This window comes from Ruania alba, assembly GCF_900105765.1.
Taxonomy (GTDB): Bacteria; Actinomycetota; Actinomycetes; order Actinomycetales; family Beutenbergiaceae; genus Ruania; species Ruania alba.
The window spans coordinates 1840292-1857198 of the sequence record NZ_FNTX01000001.1; the positions used below are offsets into that span (position 1 = coordinate 1840292).

Consider the following 16907-nt stretch of genomic DNA (forward strand, 5'->3'; position numbering starts at 1 on the left):
ACCAGTATCGGTCGGCGGCACGATCTCCGGCTAGGTGAACGATGTGGCCCTCGGTGGCTCAGGCGACTGCCGAGGGCCACATCGCGGTCCGAGGGCCGTCAGTCGAGGAATCCCTTCTCGGTGAGCCACTCCTCGGCGACGTCCTCCGCGGTGCGCCCTTCGAGGTCAACCTCGGCGTTGAGCGCGGCCATGGTTTCGTTGTCGAGGGCCTCGGCGATCGGCGTGAGGAGCTCGGCGATCTCGGGGTAGTTCTCGTCCGTCTCCGCCCGCACGGTCGGCGAGGCGTTGTAGATCGGGAAGAAGGTTCGGTCGTCCTCGAGGACGGTGAGGCCGAACGCCGAGATGCGTGCATCGGTGGCGAAGACTTCACCGAAGTTGCAGGTACCGCCGTCGCGGAGCTCGGTGTAGATGATCGCCTCGCCGACAGTGCTGATGTTCTCCTCGGGGAGAGATTGGAGGTCGTATGCCTCGAGCACTCCGGGCAGACCGTCATCCCGGGCCGCGAACTCCGACTCCACGCACATGGTCAGGGCATCGGGGTCCTCTGCCAGCAGTGTCCCCAGATCGGACATCGTCGAAACTCCCAGTTCCTCGGCCGTCTGAGTGTTCGCGGCGATCGCGTAGGCGTTGTTGATTGGTGAGCGCGCGAGCCAGGCGATGCTGTTCTCCTCCAGATCGGCTTCGGCCACGGCATCGAACTGCTCTTGCGCATCATCCAACGGCTCCGTCTCCCCTAGGTAGGAGATCCATCCGGTGCCGGTGTACTCCCAGTACAGGTCGATGTCGCCGGAAGTCAGCGCAGTGCGGACATTGGCGCTGCTCTCGATCCCGGTCTCGTCCTGCACGGTGGCGCCGGCGTCCTCCAGGACGGCCATGGCCATGTAACTGAGGATGATGCTCTCGGCGAAGCTCTTCGAACCCACCGTCAACTCGGCACCGGCCAACGGGCCGTCACCTCCGTCGGCGGAGGATCCGGCGTCGCTGCAGGCGGTCAGTAGGAGACTTGCAGAGAGCAACACCGGGACAGTGATCGTGGGGCGCAGACGCATAGAGACACTTCCTTCTTCGTTGGGAGAACGCCTCACCTGGCGGCGAGGCCACGTGGGGTCAGTAGGTCCTCGGCGATCCAGCCGAGCCAGTCGGCCATGAGGGCGAGAGTGACGCTCAGGACGGCGCCGACGAACGTGATCGACACCCGGGAGACGTCGATGCCGGTGAGCAGGACACCGCCCAGTCCCCCGGCGTTGACGAAGACAGCGATGACTCCATAGGAGACGATCAAAGTCAGGGCTGTGCGGGCACCAGCCGCGATGACCGGTACAGCCAGCGGCAGTTCGACCCGCAGCAGCACGGTCAGCGGTCCCATACCCATTCCTCGCGCGGCTTCGAGGGTGGAACGTTCGATGGCGAGCAGCCCGGCCACGGTGTTCGTCAGCAGCACCAGCACCGCTCCTACGACGAGACCAGCGACGGCGATCTTGAAGCCGAGACCAAAGATGATCGCCAGGACGATGAGCAAACCGATCTTCGGTACAGCCTGCCCGAGGTTGCCCAGGGCGGTGACAACCGGGATGAGCCACCGCCCATAACGGCGGGTCACGACGACGCCGATCGGCACGGCCAGAACCAGCACGATGGCGAACGAGACCAGGCTCAGACGCACATGCTCGAGCAGAGCGGTGGAGAGGTTGTCTGCGGTGAGGATGCGTGCCTCGATGGAGTCCAGCTCGCGTGCCGAGATCCACCACCAGGTCGCTGCACACAGTGCGGCAAGGAGGACGGGGCGCACCGCGTAGGCAGTCCAACCGCGCGCCAGAATGGTTGGTCGCGCAGTCGTGCCCCGGTCCGCACCGCGGTGCTCGGTGTCGACGCTCATCGCGCCTCACCGGGATCCAGCTCGGCGTCCCAGCCCGCGTTCCGCCGGTCGATCGCTGTGAGCAGCGTGGGCACGGTCAGCGCGCCGAGGGCTCGTCCATCACCGCCGACGACCGCGAGGGCGTGGCCGGGAGCGGTGAGCAGGCGGTCCAAGGCTGCGTGCAGGGTCGCCTGCGGGGCGATGGTCTCCCATGCGGCTGCGTCAGCTGGTACGGGCTCCAGATCAAGCTCGGCGACCTGACTCAGACTTAGTCCACGGATCTGCGCACCTGCCCCGACGAACTGCTCGACGAATGCGTTGGCAGGTGAGGCGAGCAGCCGTCCCGGCCCGTCGAGTTGAGCAATGTGCGCGCCGTCCTGCAGCACGGCGATCCGATCGCCGATCTTGACCGCCTCATCGATGTCGTGCGTGACGAAGACAATCGTCTTGCGCACCTCCGACTGAATCTGCAGGAGCTCGTCCTGCAGACCCGCCCGGGCGATCGGATCCACGGCGCCGAACGGTTCATCCATGAGCAGAACCGGCGGGTCGGCGGCCAACGCGCGTGCCACTCCGACCCGTTGCTGCTGGCCACCGGAGAGCTGCTGCGGGTACTTCTGACGGTAGAGCGCCGGCTCCAGGCCGATCAGCTCGAGCAGCTCGTCGGTGCGCGCCGCCGTGCGCTTCTTGTCCCAGCCCAACAACGAGGGCACGATCCCGATGTTTCCGGCCACCGTCATGTGCGGGAAGAGCCCGCCCTGCTGGATGACGTAGCCGATCCGTCGGCGCAGGCTCGTCGCATCGATGTGGGTGACGTCCTCGCCGCCGACGAAGATTCGGCCAGACGTCGGCTCGATGATGCGGTTGATCATCTTGAGGGTCGTGGTCTTGCCGCACCCGGAAGGTCCGACGAGCACGACGATCTCGCCTTCCGCGACCTCCATGGAGATTCCGTCCACGGCCGGGTGCTGCTGCCCTGGATAGGTCTTGGTCAACTCGGCCAAGCGGATCATCGGTTCAGCCACGGCGTACCTCCGGGATGGTCAGGCGCCGCAGTGCGGCGAAGGCGAGATCGGCCATGATCGCGAGCACGAGAACTCCGAAGGTGCCGGACAGTGCGAGATTGAGGGAGTTGGGCCCCCCGAAGGTGGACAGGCCCCGGAAGACCAGTTGACCGAAACCGGGCCCGTTGACGTAGGCAGCCACCGTGGCGATGCCCAGGATGAGTTGGGCAGAAAACCGAATCCCCGCGAGGATCACCGGCCAGGCGAGCGGGAGCTCCACCCGCAGCAGGCTCGACAGCCGACCCATCCCCACACCCGCGGCAGCCTCGAGCACCGCGGCATCGTTCGTGCGCAGCGCCACGGTCGCGTTGCGCACGATGGGCAGCAGCGCGTACAGGGTGAGTGCGATGGCCACCGGTGTGAAGCCCAGCCCGAACGGCGGAATGAGCAGGCCGAGCAGGGCGAAGGACGGGACCATCAGGATGATCGAGGTCGATCCGACGGCCAGGGAAGAGCCGAGCCGGCTGCGGTAGGTCAGTACGGCAAGCAGTACTCCGATCACCGTCGCGCACAGCAAGCTGACACCCACGATCGTCAGGTGACCCAGGGCGGCTTCCAGCAGGTCCTCCCGACGCTCGACGACGAAGTCGAGAAGGCTCATACAACCTCCGGGGCCAGGGCGATCCCCAGGCCCGGGGTCGACGGCACCGGTAGGCAACCGTCGGAATCGATGCGCAACGGCTCAGCGAGCATGAAGTCACGCCGTTCGGGCGTCCAGTTCGGCGGGTCGTAGGGGTACTCCAGGTACGGGCCGGCTCCCACTCCTGCAGCGACGTGCAGATTGGCCAGCAGTCCGATTCCGTTGCTCCACGTGTGCGGCGTGAATGTGCGGTTGCGAGCCTTGGCGAGCTCGGCCAGCTGTCGCGAGCGGTGCATTCCTGCCGCCAGGACGACATCGTTCTGATACACGTCGTAGGCGTCGGCCTCGAGAAGAGCGAGGGAGTCACCGAAGGTCTGCGTCATCTCACCGCCGGCGATGCGGACACCCGTACTGCGACGCAGGTCGGCGAGACCACGGTGGTCATCGCCCTTGAGCGGCTCTTCCAGCCAGAGGATGTCGAGCTCACGCAACTCCTCCGCGATCCGGCGTGCCGCCGGGAGGTCGATCGACCTGGTGGTGTCACCGGGTGCGCGCCAGGCCTGGTTGAGGTCGACCATGATGTCGAGATCGTGCCCCACCGCGTCCCGGACCGCTCGGACAGCGGCAATGCCGGTGCTCGCCGACCGTGGGTCGATCCGGATCTTCAACGCGCGGAAGCCCTCCTCGCGGAGCGCAAGAGCAGACTCGGCTCGGTCCTGCGGTGCCTTGAGCTCGCCGCACGATGCGTACACCGGCAGCCGATCGACTGCCCCGCCGAACAGCACGGAGACCGGCTGGCCGCAGACCTTGCCCACGAGGTCCCACAGAGCGACCTCGAGCGGCCAGAACCGGCCGGCGTGAAAGTTGATGGACTCGATCGCCTCCACGTGACGCACCATGCGCAGGGGATCCTGGCCGATGAAGTGGTGGGCGTGGGCTGCGAAGCCCACCATCGTGTCCCCCGAACCGACGCCGGTCAGTCCGGCGTCGGTGTCGACGAAGACGAGAGTTGCTCCGAACGACGTGCGTGGCACCGGATCCCATGCGGCATCGAAGGGGGGATCCAACTTCTGCTCGAGGTGGGTGATCCGGATGTCGGTGATCTTCAACGTGATGTTCGCCCTTCTGGTGCGCCCGTACGGCACGGCGTTGCCTCATGCCATGACTGATGCCAACTGGAGCAACCTCCGGCGTCGGGGGCTTTGGTCGGCGTGGGTCCTCCGCTACATAATCATTCTTGTTGCAGGTGTAGCAACTTCCGGAGCGATATCGGCATGTAGAGTTGCAATATGAGCAACTACACGGAGGTGGATGCGGCGGCGGACGACGCATCAGGCACGAGATCCGGATCGGGCACCAGCGGAGCGGTGAGTAGCAGCGGCGGATTGCGCCGCGATGTCGACCTCCTGAGGGCACTGGCCTCACCCGAGGCACGTCGAGCCGGCGGACTCGGCGTCTCGCGGCTGGCCGAGATCACGGGGCGCGAGAAGAGCCAGGTGTCGCGCGCGCTACGTGCACTCGCAACGGTCGGTCTGGTCGCCCGGGACCCCGAGAACCGGCGATACCAGATTGGCTGGCAACTCTTCGCGCTCACGGCGGGCAGCGAGGAGATGCACATGCTGGAAGAGGCACGCGGACCGATGGACGACCTGTTGACACAGATCGACGAGTCGGTCCACCTGTGTGTGCTGCACGGCACCGATGTGATGACACTCGTCACACAGTTCCCCCACGGACGCCGCGCCCCCGGGCTCACCGCTCCCGTCGTACCGGCGCATCGGACCTCCGCCGGGCGGGTGCTGTGCTCCGATCACACCGAAAAGCAACTGGCTCTGCGGTTCGCAGATGTCGATCTGGCCTCGGAGCACCGGATCAGTCGGGTGCACAGCATGAGTGACCTGTCAGCAGAGGTCGCCAGGATTCGCCAGCAGGGATACGCCACCGTGGACGAGGAGTGGGAGATCGGCCTGGTGGGTGCCTCGGCCCCGGTACGCAACGGGACCGGTCATGTAGTCGCCGCGCTCAACGTCAGCGCCCGCAAGGAGCGGGTCGCAGACCTCGATGCTCTGGGAAGGACAACCGCACGGGCAGCCACGGCGCTGTCCCACGCCTTGGGCTGGGCAGCACGCCCTTACGGAGCGAGCTGAGCAGATCGAGCCACGGAAGAGACAACGGGCGCCGGCTGGTCAACGACCTTGCGATGCGCCGACGACGGCCAGAAGCCTGGTGCTCCCGCATGGATGGACCTGTCGAGGGCTACGCCGCCGACGTCTTCGCTGGCACGAAGGGCCCAGCCATCCGCTATCCGTGATCCCTACGCGAAGATGAAGCCGTGCTCGGACCGGTAGTCGGCGAGGAGCGTATCGACCACCCGCGCCGTGCGGATGGCACTCGTTCCGGTACTGGGCGAGACTCCCACACCCGTGAGCTCGTCAACGACCGCCTGGATCAGCGGCTGCTGCACCGTGGCCGGGTACGGCGCCTCGATCTCGCGCACCCCGGAACCGGTCCGCAGCCGTAACGGTTCCTGGCCGAAACTGGAAAACGCCAGGGACCCTTCAGTGCCGATGATCTCCACCAGGTCACGGTCCTCGCCGGCCGCGTAGCACCACAGTCCCGTGCCCACGACGGCGGAGCCCACCTGGAAGGTCCCGCTCACCGTGTCTTCGGCCTGGGAGGTGCCGGAGATGTTCAGGGCGTGCCCGTGCACCTGGGTGATCGGTCCGAGTAGGTGGTCGAGCAGGTCGAGCGTGTGCGAGGCAAGATCGACGAAGAGCCCACCTCCGGAGATTTCCGGGCGCAGTCGCCAGGGCACCTGGTCGCCCGCGGCCGGCGCCGGACGGAGGTTCTCCACGCGGAAGGCATGCACCCGGCCGATGGCACCGCCGTCGAGGAGCTCCTGCACGGTGGCGAAGCGCGACATCGACCGCCGGTAGTACGCCACGAACAGCGGCAGCTCGGCCCGCTCAGCGGCGGCGAGCATCTCCTCGCACTCACTCGTAGTGCGCGCCATCGGCTTCTCCAGATAGACCGGTTTGCCGGCCTCGAGCGCGCGAACCGTGTAGTCACGGTGCGAGTCCGGCGGTGTGGCGACGTAGACCGCGTCCACCTCGGGATCGTTCAGCAACGCCTCGGCGTCGTCATACCAGCGTGGCACGCCGTGGCGCCGGGCGTAGTCGGCGGCCTTCGCGCCGTCCCGGCGCATCACGGCCACCAGCTCGGACCGTTCGGCGTGGCGGAAACCGGGCCCGCTCTTGGTCTCGGTGACATCTCCGACGCCGATGATCCCCCACCGCACAGTGTCCATGCGTCGAGCGTAGCCGCGAGGGCGAAGGCGGCCGGGTGGATAGCCTGAACCGAGTCTCTCCCTCCACAGATCGGTAGGCCGATGCCCACACCGTCCCCGCCTGGCGTCTTCGTCGGTGCATACGCCTCCTCCCCCACGGCACGGTCCTGGGACCCACAGCTGGAACGGGCGTACCTGGACCGGATCGCCGAGATCCCCGGCGTGCGAGGTCTGGAGGTGCCGTGGATCACGTCGCTGCACCCCCACGAGGAGAACTGGTACGCCGAGCACCTCCCCGCCGGCTGGGAGATGGTGATCACCCAGATCGGTGGGGTGATGCACCGGCTCACCGACGATCCCGACTACGGGTTGGCCTCGGCGGACCGGGGCGGGCGGGCTCGCGCCGTGGCCGATGTGGCGACCATTCGTGACGACGTCGCGCGCCTGCACGATGCGCTCGGCCGTCAGGTGGTCACCGGGGTCGAGTTGCACAGCGCCCCGGCCTCCACGGCCGCCCGCGGCACCACCGCTGCCCTGGCCGAGTCGCTCCGGGATATCGCGGCCTGGGACTGGGGCGGTGCGGAGCCGCTCATCGAGCACTGCGACGAACGTAGCCGCGGCAGACCGACCGCCAAGGGTTTCCTCTCCGTGGCGGAGGAACTTCAAGCGATCGCCGACGCGGCCACAGGCACCGGCATGATGGTGAACTGGGGCCGTTCAGCCATCGAGCTCGGCGATCCGGATCTGGTGCCTGAGCAGGTCCGGTCGATCCGCGAGGCCGGTGTGCTGGCCGGCGTGGTCTTCTCCGGAGTGGCTGCCGTGGCCACCGACTACGGGGCGCCCTGGGCCGACGCGCACCCCTCGTTCGCCCCGGACCGCACCGGCACGGGAGCCGGAGGCTCGCTGCTCACCGACGCCCGCGCTACCACCACTCTCACGGCGGCGGGCCCGCATGTGTGGTGCGGCCTCAAGGTCGGGTGCCGCCCGCAGGGCGCCCCGCTGGAGCACCGGGTGGCCCTGATCCGTAACGGCGTGGAACGGGTGCTCGCTGCCCGCGACTGAGTCATGGCCGCACAGTCAACGAACAGGTGCCTCCGCCTCCACCCATGCGCGGTTCTTCGCCTGGAAGATGCTCAGCTCCTCGGTGAGTGCCGCGAGCTGCTCCCCTCGTTCAGCCGAGACGTCGGTGGTCTCTGCCGGGTCGGTCGTCACGTCATAGAGCGCCTGCACCACGGCCGCCGGTGGGTCCATCCCCTCACGTGCCTCGTGCACGAGCTTGAGGTCGCCGCGCCGCACGGCCCACTGGCCCTCATAGGTCCAGTACACCGAACGATCGGGACCACCCGCACCCGGCGCACCGGCCGCCGTCAGGGCCTCCAGGAGGGAGACGCCATCGATCGACTCCGCCTCGGCGGGCGTTCCGTCCACGGCGTGCAGCACCGTGGGGAGCACGTCCATCATCATCCCGACGGACTCGTACTCGACGCCAGCAGGTAGCCGAGCGGGCCAGGAGATGATGCTGGGCTCGCGCACGCCGCCCTCGAAGACCGATCCCTTGGTGCCGCGCAGACCGCCGGCCCAGCCGCCGTCGTAGGAGATCTCCTCCCCGTCCAGCCAGTTCCGGCTCTCTGCGGAGGGGCCGTTGTCGGAGGAGAAGAACACCAGCGTGTTCTCAGCCAGTCCGTGCTCGGTCAGCGCCGCCAGGATCGTTCCGACGGCGTCATCCATCGCCGCCACCATCGCCGCCATCTCCTGGCGCCCCTCGGGCAGGTGGGCGAAGCGGTCCATGTACTCGGCCGGAGCGTGCATCGGGTAGTGCGGGGCGTTGAACGGGACGAAACAGAAGAACGGTTCGTCGGCGTGCCGGTCGATGAAGTCGGCGGCCCGGTCGCCGATCACCGTGGTGAGGTACTCGCCGTTCAGCCAGACCTCCTCGTCGTCGTCCCACAAGTCGTGGATCGGGTTGTGGTCGCCCCAGTAGAAGATGTGCGAGTAGTAGTCCACGCATCCGGCGCGGATGCCGAAGGTCTCCTCGAAGCCGTACTGGCTCGGGCTGTACTCGTCCGAGGCTCCCAAGTGCCACTTGCCGAACAGTCCGGTGCGATACCCCCGACGGCGCAGCTCGCTTGCGAGGGTGTCCTGCTGGGGCAGTCCGGGGGTGCGTCGCGTCCCGCCCAGAATCGCCTCCACCCCTGCGTGCGCCGGGTACTTCCCGGTGAGCAGGGAAGCCCGCGACGGTGAACACACCGGAGAGTTGGAGTACCACTGCGACAGCTTCACGCCGGAGGCGCACAGGCCGTCCAGGGCCGGGGTCTCGAACTCGGCGCCGAAACAGCCGAGGTCACCCCAGCCCAGGTCGTCGGCATAGAGGACGACGATGTTCGGGCGGGCGGTCGAGTCGGTCATGGTTCCTCGCAGAGCACGGTCGGATTGGTCGGTGGAGAAGAGGCGGACGATCCCTCAGCCCTTGACGGCGCCCGCGGCCACACCCGCCACCAGGCGCCGCTGCAGGAACGAGAACAGAATGATCGTCGGTGCGGCAGCGATGGTGGACGCCGCCATCACCACGCCCCAGTCGGTGCCGTACTCACCGAACAGACCCGCCAAGCCGACCTGCGCGGTCTTCAACGAATCGTCGGTGAGGAACACCTGGGCGAAGAGGAACTCCTCCCACATCGCGATGAACGCCGTCACCGAGACGGTCACGATCCCCGGCCAGACCAACGGAGCGATCACTCGCGCGAGCACGGTCAAGGTCGATGCGCCGTCCATGCGCGCCGCCTCGTCCAGGGTGCGCGGTACGCCGTTGAAGAATCCGCTCATCAGGAGCACCGCGAGTGGCAGGGTCATCGCGACGTACACCAGCACGATGCCCGGGTAGCTGTTGAGCAGGCCGAGCTGTGAGAAGAACAGATACACCGGTGTGATCAGTACGACGAACGGAAGCAGCTGGGTAGCCACGAGCAACAGGAACATCGCTCCCCTGCCCCGGAAGGAGTAGCGCGAGAGGGCAAAGCCGGCCAGGCTGGCGACGATCACGGTGCAGAACGTGCCGACGAGGCACACCAGGAGCGAGTTCAGGATGTACTGCTCGAAGTTCGTGGCCTCGAACAGCCGGGCGAAGGCATCCAGGCTGATGTTGTCCAGGAGCGTCGACCAGCTCACGCCGGCGGCGATGTCCTGCACCGGGCGGAGGGCGCTGTAGACCATCCACAGCACCGGGAAGATGATGGCGAGCAGCACCACGGCGAGCGGCACGAGCAGCACGAGGTCGCTCGCGCGGCGCGCTGAGCTGTCCCGGCGTCGCGCGCGAAGCCGGCTGGGCGCGGGTGCAGCCTCCCGCTGGGTCACGGCGCTCATCACTGGTCCTCCGTCCGGGTCGCGCGCATGTAGAGGATGGCGAACACGGCCATGATCATCGTCATCACCAGACCGATGGCTGCACCGGCGCCCAGCTTGTTGGCGAAGAACGCCATCGAGTAGAGCTCGGTCGCGAGCACCGCCGTATAGGTGCCTGGTCCGCCACCGGTGGTGAGCCAGACGTAGACGAAGTTGTTGAAGGTCTGGATCACGGTCACCAGCACCACCACTGTCAGCACGGGCCGTAGATTCGGCACCGTGATGCTGCGGAACGCGCGGATCCGGCCGGCGCCGTCGAGCGATGCAGCCTCGTACTGCTCGTCGGGGATCGACTGCAGACCGGCAAGGAGCACCATCACCACGAAGGGCAGCTCACGCCACACGATGATCGCCACGATGCTCCACCACACGGTGCTCGTCTGGGCGAGGAACGCCACTCCGGAGTCGGTGAGCCCGGATCCGACGAGCACCTGGTTGAGCACACCGGAGCTACCGTCCAGGAGCCAGCGCCACGAGGCGATCGCGACCACCTGCGGCACCATCCACGGGATGAGCACGAGTGTGCGCGCCAGCCCGCGGACCTTCCACCGGCGCAGCACCGGCGAGTGCAGCGCGACGGCGAGGGCGAGTCCGAACACGATCCGCAGCAGCACGGTCAGGGCGGTGAGCCAGAAGACCGTGTTCCGGGCGATCGCCCAGAACTCCGGGTTGCCGAAGACGTACTCGAAGTTGCCCAGCCCGGTCCACTCGCCGTCGCCCGGGCCTTGGAACGGGGAGATCTCCTGCAGCGACAGGATGACGTTGTAGATCGAGGGGAACAGGAACAGCAGGGCGACGATGACGAGCGCCGGAGCGCTCAACAGGTACGCCTGCAGGGAGGTCCGGCGCGTCGTCATCGTCACCGCCTCAGCCCTGCAGCTCGCGCTCGATGGCGTCGATGATCGCCTGTGCTGCCGTGGCGGAGTCCGCCTGGCCCGAGTACACCGCCGAGAACTGCTGGTTCACCAGCTCCTGCAGGGACGCGATCGTGATCGGGGCACCGATGTAGCGCACGAACGGCACCGAGTGCGGAAGCTGGTCGACGAATCCCTGCTCGGCCGGATCGACGTCGAGCTGGGTCAGCGTGCTCGCCGATGCCGGGTACTGGTCGTAGGTCTCGAACGTCTCGGCACTGAGCAGGTACTGCACGACCTGCCACGCCTCGTCCGGGTGCTCGCTGTTGGCGTTGATGCCCAGCGCGCGTCCACCCAGGTGGGTCGACCCGTCGTCCAGCCCTCCCGGCATGGGAGCGGTGAGAAGCTCGGCGTCGACCTGCTCCTGGACCGCCCGGAAGGCGGCGGGCGGCATGAAGGTCATCGCGCAGGTGCCATCACCGAGGCCCGCCGCGATGGACGGATCGGCGTAGTCGGTGATCGCCTGCATCGACGTCGGGGTGATGCCCTCGGTGAAGTAGGAGTTGAAGTAGTCGATGGCGCCGGCCAGCTGCTCCTGGGTGGCACCGACGGACCAGTCGCCGCCGTTGTTCTCGATCAGTTGGAAGTCGTTGTTCCACATGTAGTAATTGATCGCGAACCACTGCGCCGCCTGCTGTGGGGCACCGGCTGCGAAGCAGAAGCCGCTCACCTCACCACCCGAGGCGTCGGTGATCTGCCCCGCCACGTCGAGCAGCTCGGGCCAGTCGCTCGGAGTCTCAGTCACGCCTGCATCGGCGAGCACGTCCTCCCGGTAGACCATGGCCATGGTGTCGGCCGTCCAGGGGATGGCCCATGTCGTCTCGTCCAGGACGGTCATCTCGGTGGCGAGCAGGCTGTCGGCATCGTCCAGCGGCTGCTCGGCCATCAGGTCGTCGAGCGGCAGCAGGATGTTCGGCTCCGCCAGGAACGCCACATCCGCCAGGGCAAGGTGAGCGATGTCCGGTCCGGACCCGGAGTTGGCCTCACGGGCGAGCTGCTGGGGGTTGTTGGGGGTGAGCGTCTCGAGCTCGACCTGGATGTCCGGGTTGTCCGCGTTCCAGGCGTCGACTGCTTCCACCAGTCCCTGGATCTGATCGGCAGGATCGAACTGCCGGAAGGTGAGGCGGACAACTCCGTCGTCCGGCTCCGCCCCTTCCCCACCACATGCGGCGAGGGTCGCTGCAAGAGCGCCGACTGCTGCGGCGGCGATGAACCTGGATGTCTTCACGTGACTGCCTCTCCGTTGATGCGAGTGGGCCACAGTTAAATCCACCATTTTGAGTTTGTCAACGCGGCATGGGCTGCGTAGCATCGGCGCATGCCGAGCCGGACACCGACGCCCTCCGAGGACCCAGCTGCGCCCGCAGCACCGGGCCGGCGCGGCACGAACCTGCCCCGAGTGGCCGACTACAACAAGATGCTGGTGCTGGACCTGATCCGCCGGTCGGCGGGGATCAGCAGGGTCGAGCTGGTGCAGCACACCGGTCTGACGGCGCAGACCATGTCCAATATCTGCCGCCGTCTCAGCGACGCGGGCCTGATCAAGGAGTCCGGCCGGATCTACGCCGGCGCCGGCGCCCCCCGCACGATCTTCGAGGTGGAACCCGGAGGCCTGTACGCGCTCGGTCTGCACATCGACCCGGCGTGGCTGACGTCGGTGGTGCTCAACCTCGCCGGCGAGGTGGTCGGCACCGTCCGTATCCCGACGCCGGCCTCACCGGACCCGACCTCGGTGCTCGACGCGATCGAGGCAATGATCCGCTCCCTCATCGCCGACTCCGGCATCCCGGCCGACCGCCTGGCCGGACTGGGCGTGGGAACACCCGGTCCGATCGATGTGCGCACCGGCGCCGTGGTCGGCGCCCCCTACCTGGTGGGGTGGGAACGCGTGCCGCTGCGGACCGACCTGGAACGCCGGCTCGACCTTCCCGTCACGATCGACAAGGACTCGACGGCGGTCGCCGTCGGAGAGATGTGGAACGCCGAGGACGGCCCGCGCAACATGGCCTTCGTCTACATCGGCACCGGAATCGCAGCCGGCCTGGTGCTCGACGGCGAGGTGATGCGAGGCTCCAGCGGCAACATCGGCCACATGAACGCCGATCCGAACGGCCCGATCTGCTTCTGCGGCGGCCGTGGCTGCCTGGAGAGCACGATCCTGCCGCGCAACCTTGTCGGCGAGGGCACGGTCCGTGGCGTTCTGCCCGCGGTCGACATCGGAGACGCTCGCGCCCTGGGCGCTGCGCTCACCGAACTGTGCCACCTCGCTGATTCCGGCCAGGCCGAGGCGGTGGAGATCGTCGAGCGCGCCGCACGTGGCCTGGGCCGGATCACCGGTCAGCTCGCCAACCTGCTCGACCTGGACACGATCGTCTTCGGCGGACCCCAGTGGGAGCCGTTCGCGCCCACGATCCTGCGGATCGTTCCGGACGTCGTGACACGGATGTTCATCGGCCGTGCGGTGCACCCGGTCACCGTCCGCGGGACGTCGATCGGCAACCAGGTGGGCGCCGTGGGTGCAGCGTCGCTGGCGATGTGGTCCAGCACCTTCAATGCACCGACACAGCTGTTCCTCCCGCACTGAGACCCGACGCCACCGACCGCACGGGCACGTGGCCCACACCGCCTCCGTGCGCCCTAGCAGCCCGCCATGACACCCTTCTTGTAATTCCATATGGTTGACTAACTAGCGACCGCAGAACCGACGCCGCGCCGATGCGGTCTGAAGGGACGAGACAGATGACCGAGATCCGCCAGCAGGATGCTTCCACCCAGATCGTCCGGCGCCTGGACCGCGCGGTCCGCGAGGTGATCCGTCCCGCGCGGATCCGCTATCGCAGTCCGCTCACGGTCTCCGCTCGACGGGTCGGGGGCGAGCCCGTCTCGTTCGCCGACGGCACCCGCGGCGACCTCACCCCTCTCGCCGTCGGCGACTCGTGGGGCCGTGCCTGGGACACCGTGTGGATGCACGTCAGCGGCGCCGTCCCCGGTGAGTGGGACGCACGCACCGCAGTCGCGGCCGAGCTCGAGATCGACCTGGGCTTCACCACGGCGCAGTCCGGATTCCAGGCCGAGGGGCTGGTGTACACCACGGACGGATCAGTGGTCCGCGCACTCTCCCCACTGAATCACCGCGTGCCGCTCCAGGTGGGTCCGGGCGCGGCCATCGAGTACTGGGTCGAGGCCGCCGCCAACCCCACCTTGAACAACGCCCACGGCACGAACCTGATCCCGCTCGCCCACCTGGGCAGCTGGGAGAGCGCCGGCGAGGAGGAGATCTACCGATTCGCCGGTGCGCACGTCGTGGTGCCCGAGGCCGAGGTCGTCGCCCTCGCCCATGACGTGGACCTGCTGCGCGGGATCGCCACCAACGACGGCACCGACGTGCGCCGGCGCGACCTGATCCTGGCCGCGATCGAGCGGATGCTCGCCGTACTCGACCCGACCGACGTTCCCGGAACCGCTGCAGCAGCCCGCGAACGGCTCACCGCAGTGCTGACCACCCCGGCGCATGCCAGTGCGATGACGCTGACCGCCGTCGGACATGCGCACATCGACTCGGCGTGGCTGTGGCCGCTGCGGGAGACGATCCGCAAGTGCGCACGCACCTTCTCCAACGTGGTCACCCTGATGGAGGACAACCCGGACTTCGTGTTCGCCTGCTCCTCCGCCCAGCAGTTCGCGTGGATGAAGGAGCACTACCCGGATCTGTACACGCGGATCTCCGACGCCGTCGCGCGGGGCCAGTTCGTGCCCGTGGGCGGGATGTGGGTGGAGTCCGACACGAACATGCCCAGCGGTGAGTCCCTGGTGCGCCAGTTCGTGGCCGGTCAGGGCTTCTTCATGCGCGAGTTCGGCATCGAGTGCCCGGAGGTGTGGCTGCCGGACAGCTTCGGCTACACCGGCGCGTTCCCCCAGATCGCCCGCCTGGCCGGAGCACACTGGTTCTTCGGGCAGAAGATGTCCTGGAACCGCAGCAACCGGATGCCGCACCACACTTTCACCTGGGAGGGCATCGACGGCTCCCGGATCCTCACCCACTTCACCCCGGTGGACACCTACAACTCCGACCTCTCCCCCGTCGAGCTCGGCTACGCGCACGGCAACTTCGCCGACCACGCCGATTTCTCCGGCGGCATCGTGCCGTTCGGATACGGCGACGGCGGTGGTGGGCCCACCCGAGAGATGCTCGAGGCCGGCCGCCGTGCCGCGGACGTGGAAGGCCTTCCGCGGGTACGGTTCGGTGCGCCGTCGGAGTTCTTCGCCGAGGCCGAGGCCGAGGCGCAGGACGCCGACCCGGCCACCTGGACCGGGGAGATGTACCTGGAGCTGCACCGCGGCACCTACTCCTCACAGGCCCGCACCAAGTACGGCAACCGGCGCGCCGAGGCGCTGCTGCGCGAGGCCGAGCTGTGGGCCGCCACCGCCAGCGTGCGCGCCGGCGCGGCCTATCCGCAGGAGGAGCTGGCCCGGATCTGGGAGCGCACGCTGCTGCTGCAGTTCCACGACATCCTGCCCGGCAGCTCGATCTCCTGGGTGCACGCCGACGCCGAACGGATGCACGGCGAGGACCGTGACGCGCTCGAGCAGATCATCGCCGATGCCTTGGACATCCTCGCCGGTACCGGCGAGCAGACGCTGACCGTGAACGGCGCACCGTTCCCGCGCGCCGGGATCCCTCCGCTCGGTGGGGTGGCCGAACCGGCGCCGCCGAACCAGCAGGTGAGCGTGGAGAGGTCTGGCGACCGGCACGTGCTGCGCACCTCCCACCTGGAGCTGCAGGTCGCCGCCGACGGCACCTTCGTCGAGCTCCTCGACCACGCGTCCGGGCGCTCGTTGTTCAGCCCGGACGCTCCAGGGAACACCCTGGACCTGCACCAGGACATCCCCACGGACTGGGACGCCTGGGACATCGACGCGCACTACCGTGAGCTGACCGTGCCCGCTGACGGCACCGCCGAGGTACGGATCGCCGACGACGGCACACCGGCGGTGCACATCACCCGCACCGTGGGTGCGTCCCGGGTGGAGCAGGTGGTCACCCTGGCGCCGGACCGACCGGTCGTGGACATCGTCACCGAGGTGGACTGGCACGAACGCCAGCGCCTGCTCAAGCTGGCCCACCCGTTCCGGATCGACGCGCGCACCTCCGCCGCCGAGACCCAGTTCGGTCATGTAGTGCGCCCCACGCACGAGAACACCTCGTGGGACGAGGCGCGGTTCGAGATCGTCGCCCATCGCTGGCTGCACGTCAGCGACGGTGTCGTCGGTGCGGCGGTGGTGAACGACTCCACCTACGGCCACGACGTCGCCCGCCTCCCCGCGCAGGAGTACCTCACCCAGGTCCGGCAGACGCTGCTGCGAGGGCCGCTGTATCCCGATCCGGAGAGCGATCAGGGCCGGCACACCTTCCGCACTCGCCTGGTGCTGACCCCGGACGTGTCCGGCGCCGTGGACGAGGCCTACGACATGGATACCCCGTTGCGGACCGCCCGCGGTGACGGCCGCGAGATCGCGCCAGTGGCGCAGGCGTTCGGCGACGGCGTGGTGCTGCACACGGTGAAGCTGGCCGAGGACGGCACCGGCGACCTGATCGTGCGCGTGCACGAAGCCTATGGACGCCCCACCCGGGCCCGGATCGTGGTGAACGGCGCGCAGATCCGGCAGGTCGACCTGCTCGAACGAGTGCTCGATTCCGACGCCGGGCCGGTCGCAGACCAGCTCGAGCTCGACCTGCACGCCTTCCAGATCGTCACGGTCCGCGCCCGGGCACACTGACGCCTGTCACATCCTGGTGGCACACTGAGCC

14 protein-coding genes are annotated in these 16907 nt (G+C 68.0%); 4 read left to right on the forward strand and 10 right to left on the reverse strand.

Annotation, left to right across the window (positions count from 1 at the left end):
* Window positions 1-98: 98 nt before the first annotated feature.
* Genes BLU77_RS08480 through BLU77_RS08500 form a run of 5 tightly spaced genes read right to left on the reverse strand, consistent with a single transcriptional unit; the run spans window position 99 to window position 4608 of the window.
* A complete protein-coding gene (locus BLU77_RS08480) occupies window positions 99-1049 on the reverse strand; it encodes a glycine betaine ABC transporter substrate-binding protein (RefSeq protein WP_089772534.1) in 951 nt (316 codons plus the stop codon).
* Window positions 1050-1081: 32 nt separating this feature from the next.
* Window positions 1082-1876, reverse strand: a complete 795-nt coding sequence (locus tag BLU77_RS08485; protein ID WP_089772535.1) for an ABC transporter permease — start codon at window positions 1874-1876, stop codon at window positions 1082-1084.
* The gene (locus BLU77_RS08490) at window positions 1873-2868 is read right to left on the reverse strand and encodes an ABC transporter ATP-binding protein (protein WP_089773082.1); all 996 of its coding nucleotides are present in this window, start codon (window positions 2866-2868) and stop codon (window positions 1873-1875) included. The genes BLU77_RS08485 and BLU77_RS08490 overlap by 4 nt, the downstream gene beginning before the upstream one ends.
* 4 nt (window positions 2869-2872) lie before the next feature.
* Window positions 2873-3520 (reverse strand): ABC transporter permease, encoded by a 648-nt coding sequence (locus tag BLU77_RS08495; protein ID WP_089772536.1) that lies wholly within the window; start codon window positions 3518-3520, stop codon window positions 2873-2875.
* Window positions 3517-4608 carry a mandelate racemase/muconate lactonizing enzyme family protein gene (locus tag BLU77_RS08500; RefSeq protein WP_089773083.1) on the reverse strand — a complete coding sequence of 364 codons (1092 nt, stop codon included), beginning with the start codon at window positions 4606-4608 and terminating at the stop codon, window positions 3517-3519. The genes BLU77_RS08495 and BLU77_RS08500 overlap by 4 nt, the downstream gene beginning before the upstream one ends.
* 180 nt (window positions 4609-4788) lie before the next feature.
* Here BLU77_RS08500 and BLU77_RS08505 point away from each other — a divergent pair, with 180 nt between their 5' ends.
* Window positions 4789-5646, forward strand: coding sequence for an IclR family transcriptional regulator (locus BLU77_RS08505; protein ID WP_089772537.1), 858 nt, complete (start codon window positions 4789-4791; stop codon window positions 5644-5646).
* Between the two features lie 167 nt (window positions 5647-5813).
* Here BLU77_RS08505 and BLU77_RS08510 read toward each other — a convergent pair whose 3' ends face one another.
* Window positions 5814-6806 (reverse strand): Gfo/Idh/MocA family protein, encoded by a 993-nt coding sequence (locus BLU77_RS08510; protein ID WP_089772538.1) that lies wholly within the window; start codon window positions 6804-6806, stop codon window positions 5814-5816.
* Between the two features lie 81 nt (window positions 6807-6887).
* Here BLU77_RS08510 and BLU77_RS08515 point away from each other — a divergent pair, with 81 nt between their 5' ends.
* Complete coding sequence (locus BLU77_RS08515) at window positions 6888-7847, forward strand: DUF4862 family protein (protein ID WP_089772539.1); 960 nt, start codon at window positions 6888-6890, stop codon at window positions 7845-7847.
* A 15-nt stretch (window positions 7848-7862) separates the two neighbouring features.
* On the opposite strand, the gene BLU77_RS08520 is transcribed toward BLU77_RS08515, so the two are convergent.
* The 4 genes from BLU77_RS08520 to BLU77_RS08535 are packed head-to-tail and all read right to left on the reverse strand — an operon-like array spanning window position 7863 to window position 12326.
* Complete coding sequence (locus BLU77_RS08520) at window positions 7863-9191, reverse strand: sulfatase-like hydrolase/transferase (protein WP_089772540.1); 1329 nt, start codon at window positions 9189-9191, stop codon at window positions 7863-7865.
* Window positions 9192-9245: 54 nt separating this feature from the next.
* The gene (locus tag BLU77_RS08525) at window positions 9246-10145 is read right to left on the reverse strand and encodes a carbohydrate ABC transporter permease (protein WP_089772541.1); all 900 of its coding nucleotides are present in this window, start codon (window positions 10143-10145) and stop codon (window positions 9246-9248) included.
* A complete protein-coding gene (locus BLU77_RS08530) occupies window positions 10145-11041 on the reverse strand; it encodes a carbohydrate ABC transporter permease (RefSeq protein WP_089772542.1) in 897 nt (298 codons plus the stop codon). Before BLU77_RS08530 ends, BLU77_RS08525 begins: the two co-directional genes overlap by 1 nt.
* A gap of 10 nt (window positions 11042-11051) precedes the next feature.
* Window positions 11052-12326, reverse strand: coding sequence for an ABC transporter substrate-binding protein (locus tag BLU77_RS08535; RefSeq protein ID WP_175476992.1), 1275 nt, complete (start codon window positions 12324-12326; stop codon window positions 11052-11054).
* Between the two features lie 90 nt (window positions 12327-12416).
* Here BLU77_RS08535 and BLU77_RS08540 point away from each other — a divergent pair, with 90 nt between their 5' ends.
* Complete coding sequence (locus tag BLU77_RS08540) at window positions 12417-13682, forward strand: ROK family transcriptional regulator (RefSeq protein WP_089772544.1); 1266 nt, start codon at window positions 12417-12419, stop codon at window positions 13680-13682.
* A 155-nt stretch (window positions 13683-13837) separates the two neighbouring features.
* Window positions 13838-16876 (forward strand): alpha-mannosidase, encoded by a 3039-nt coding sequence (locus tag BLU77_RS08545; RefSeq protein WP_089772545.1) that lies wholly within the window; start codon window positions 13838-13840, stop codon window positions 16874-16876.
* Window positions 16877-16907: the final 31 nt, after the last annotated feature.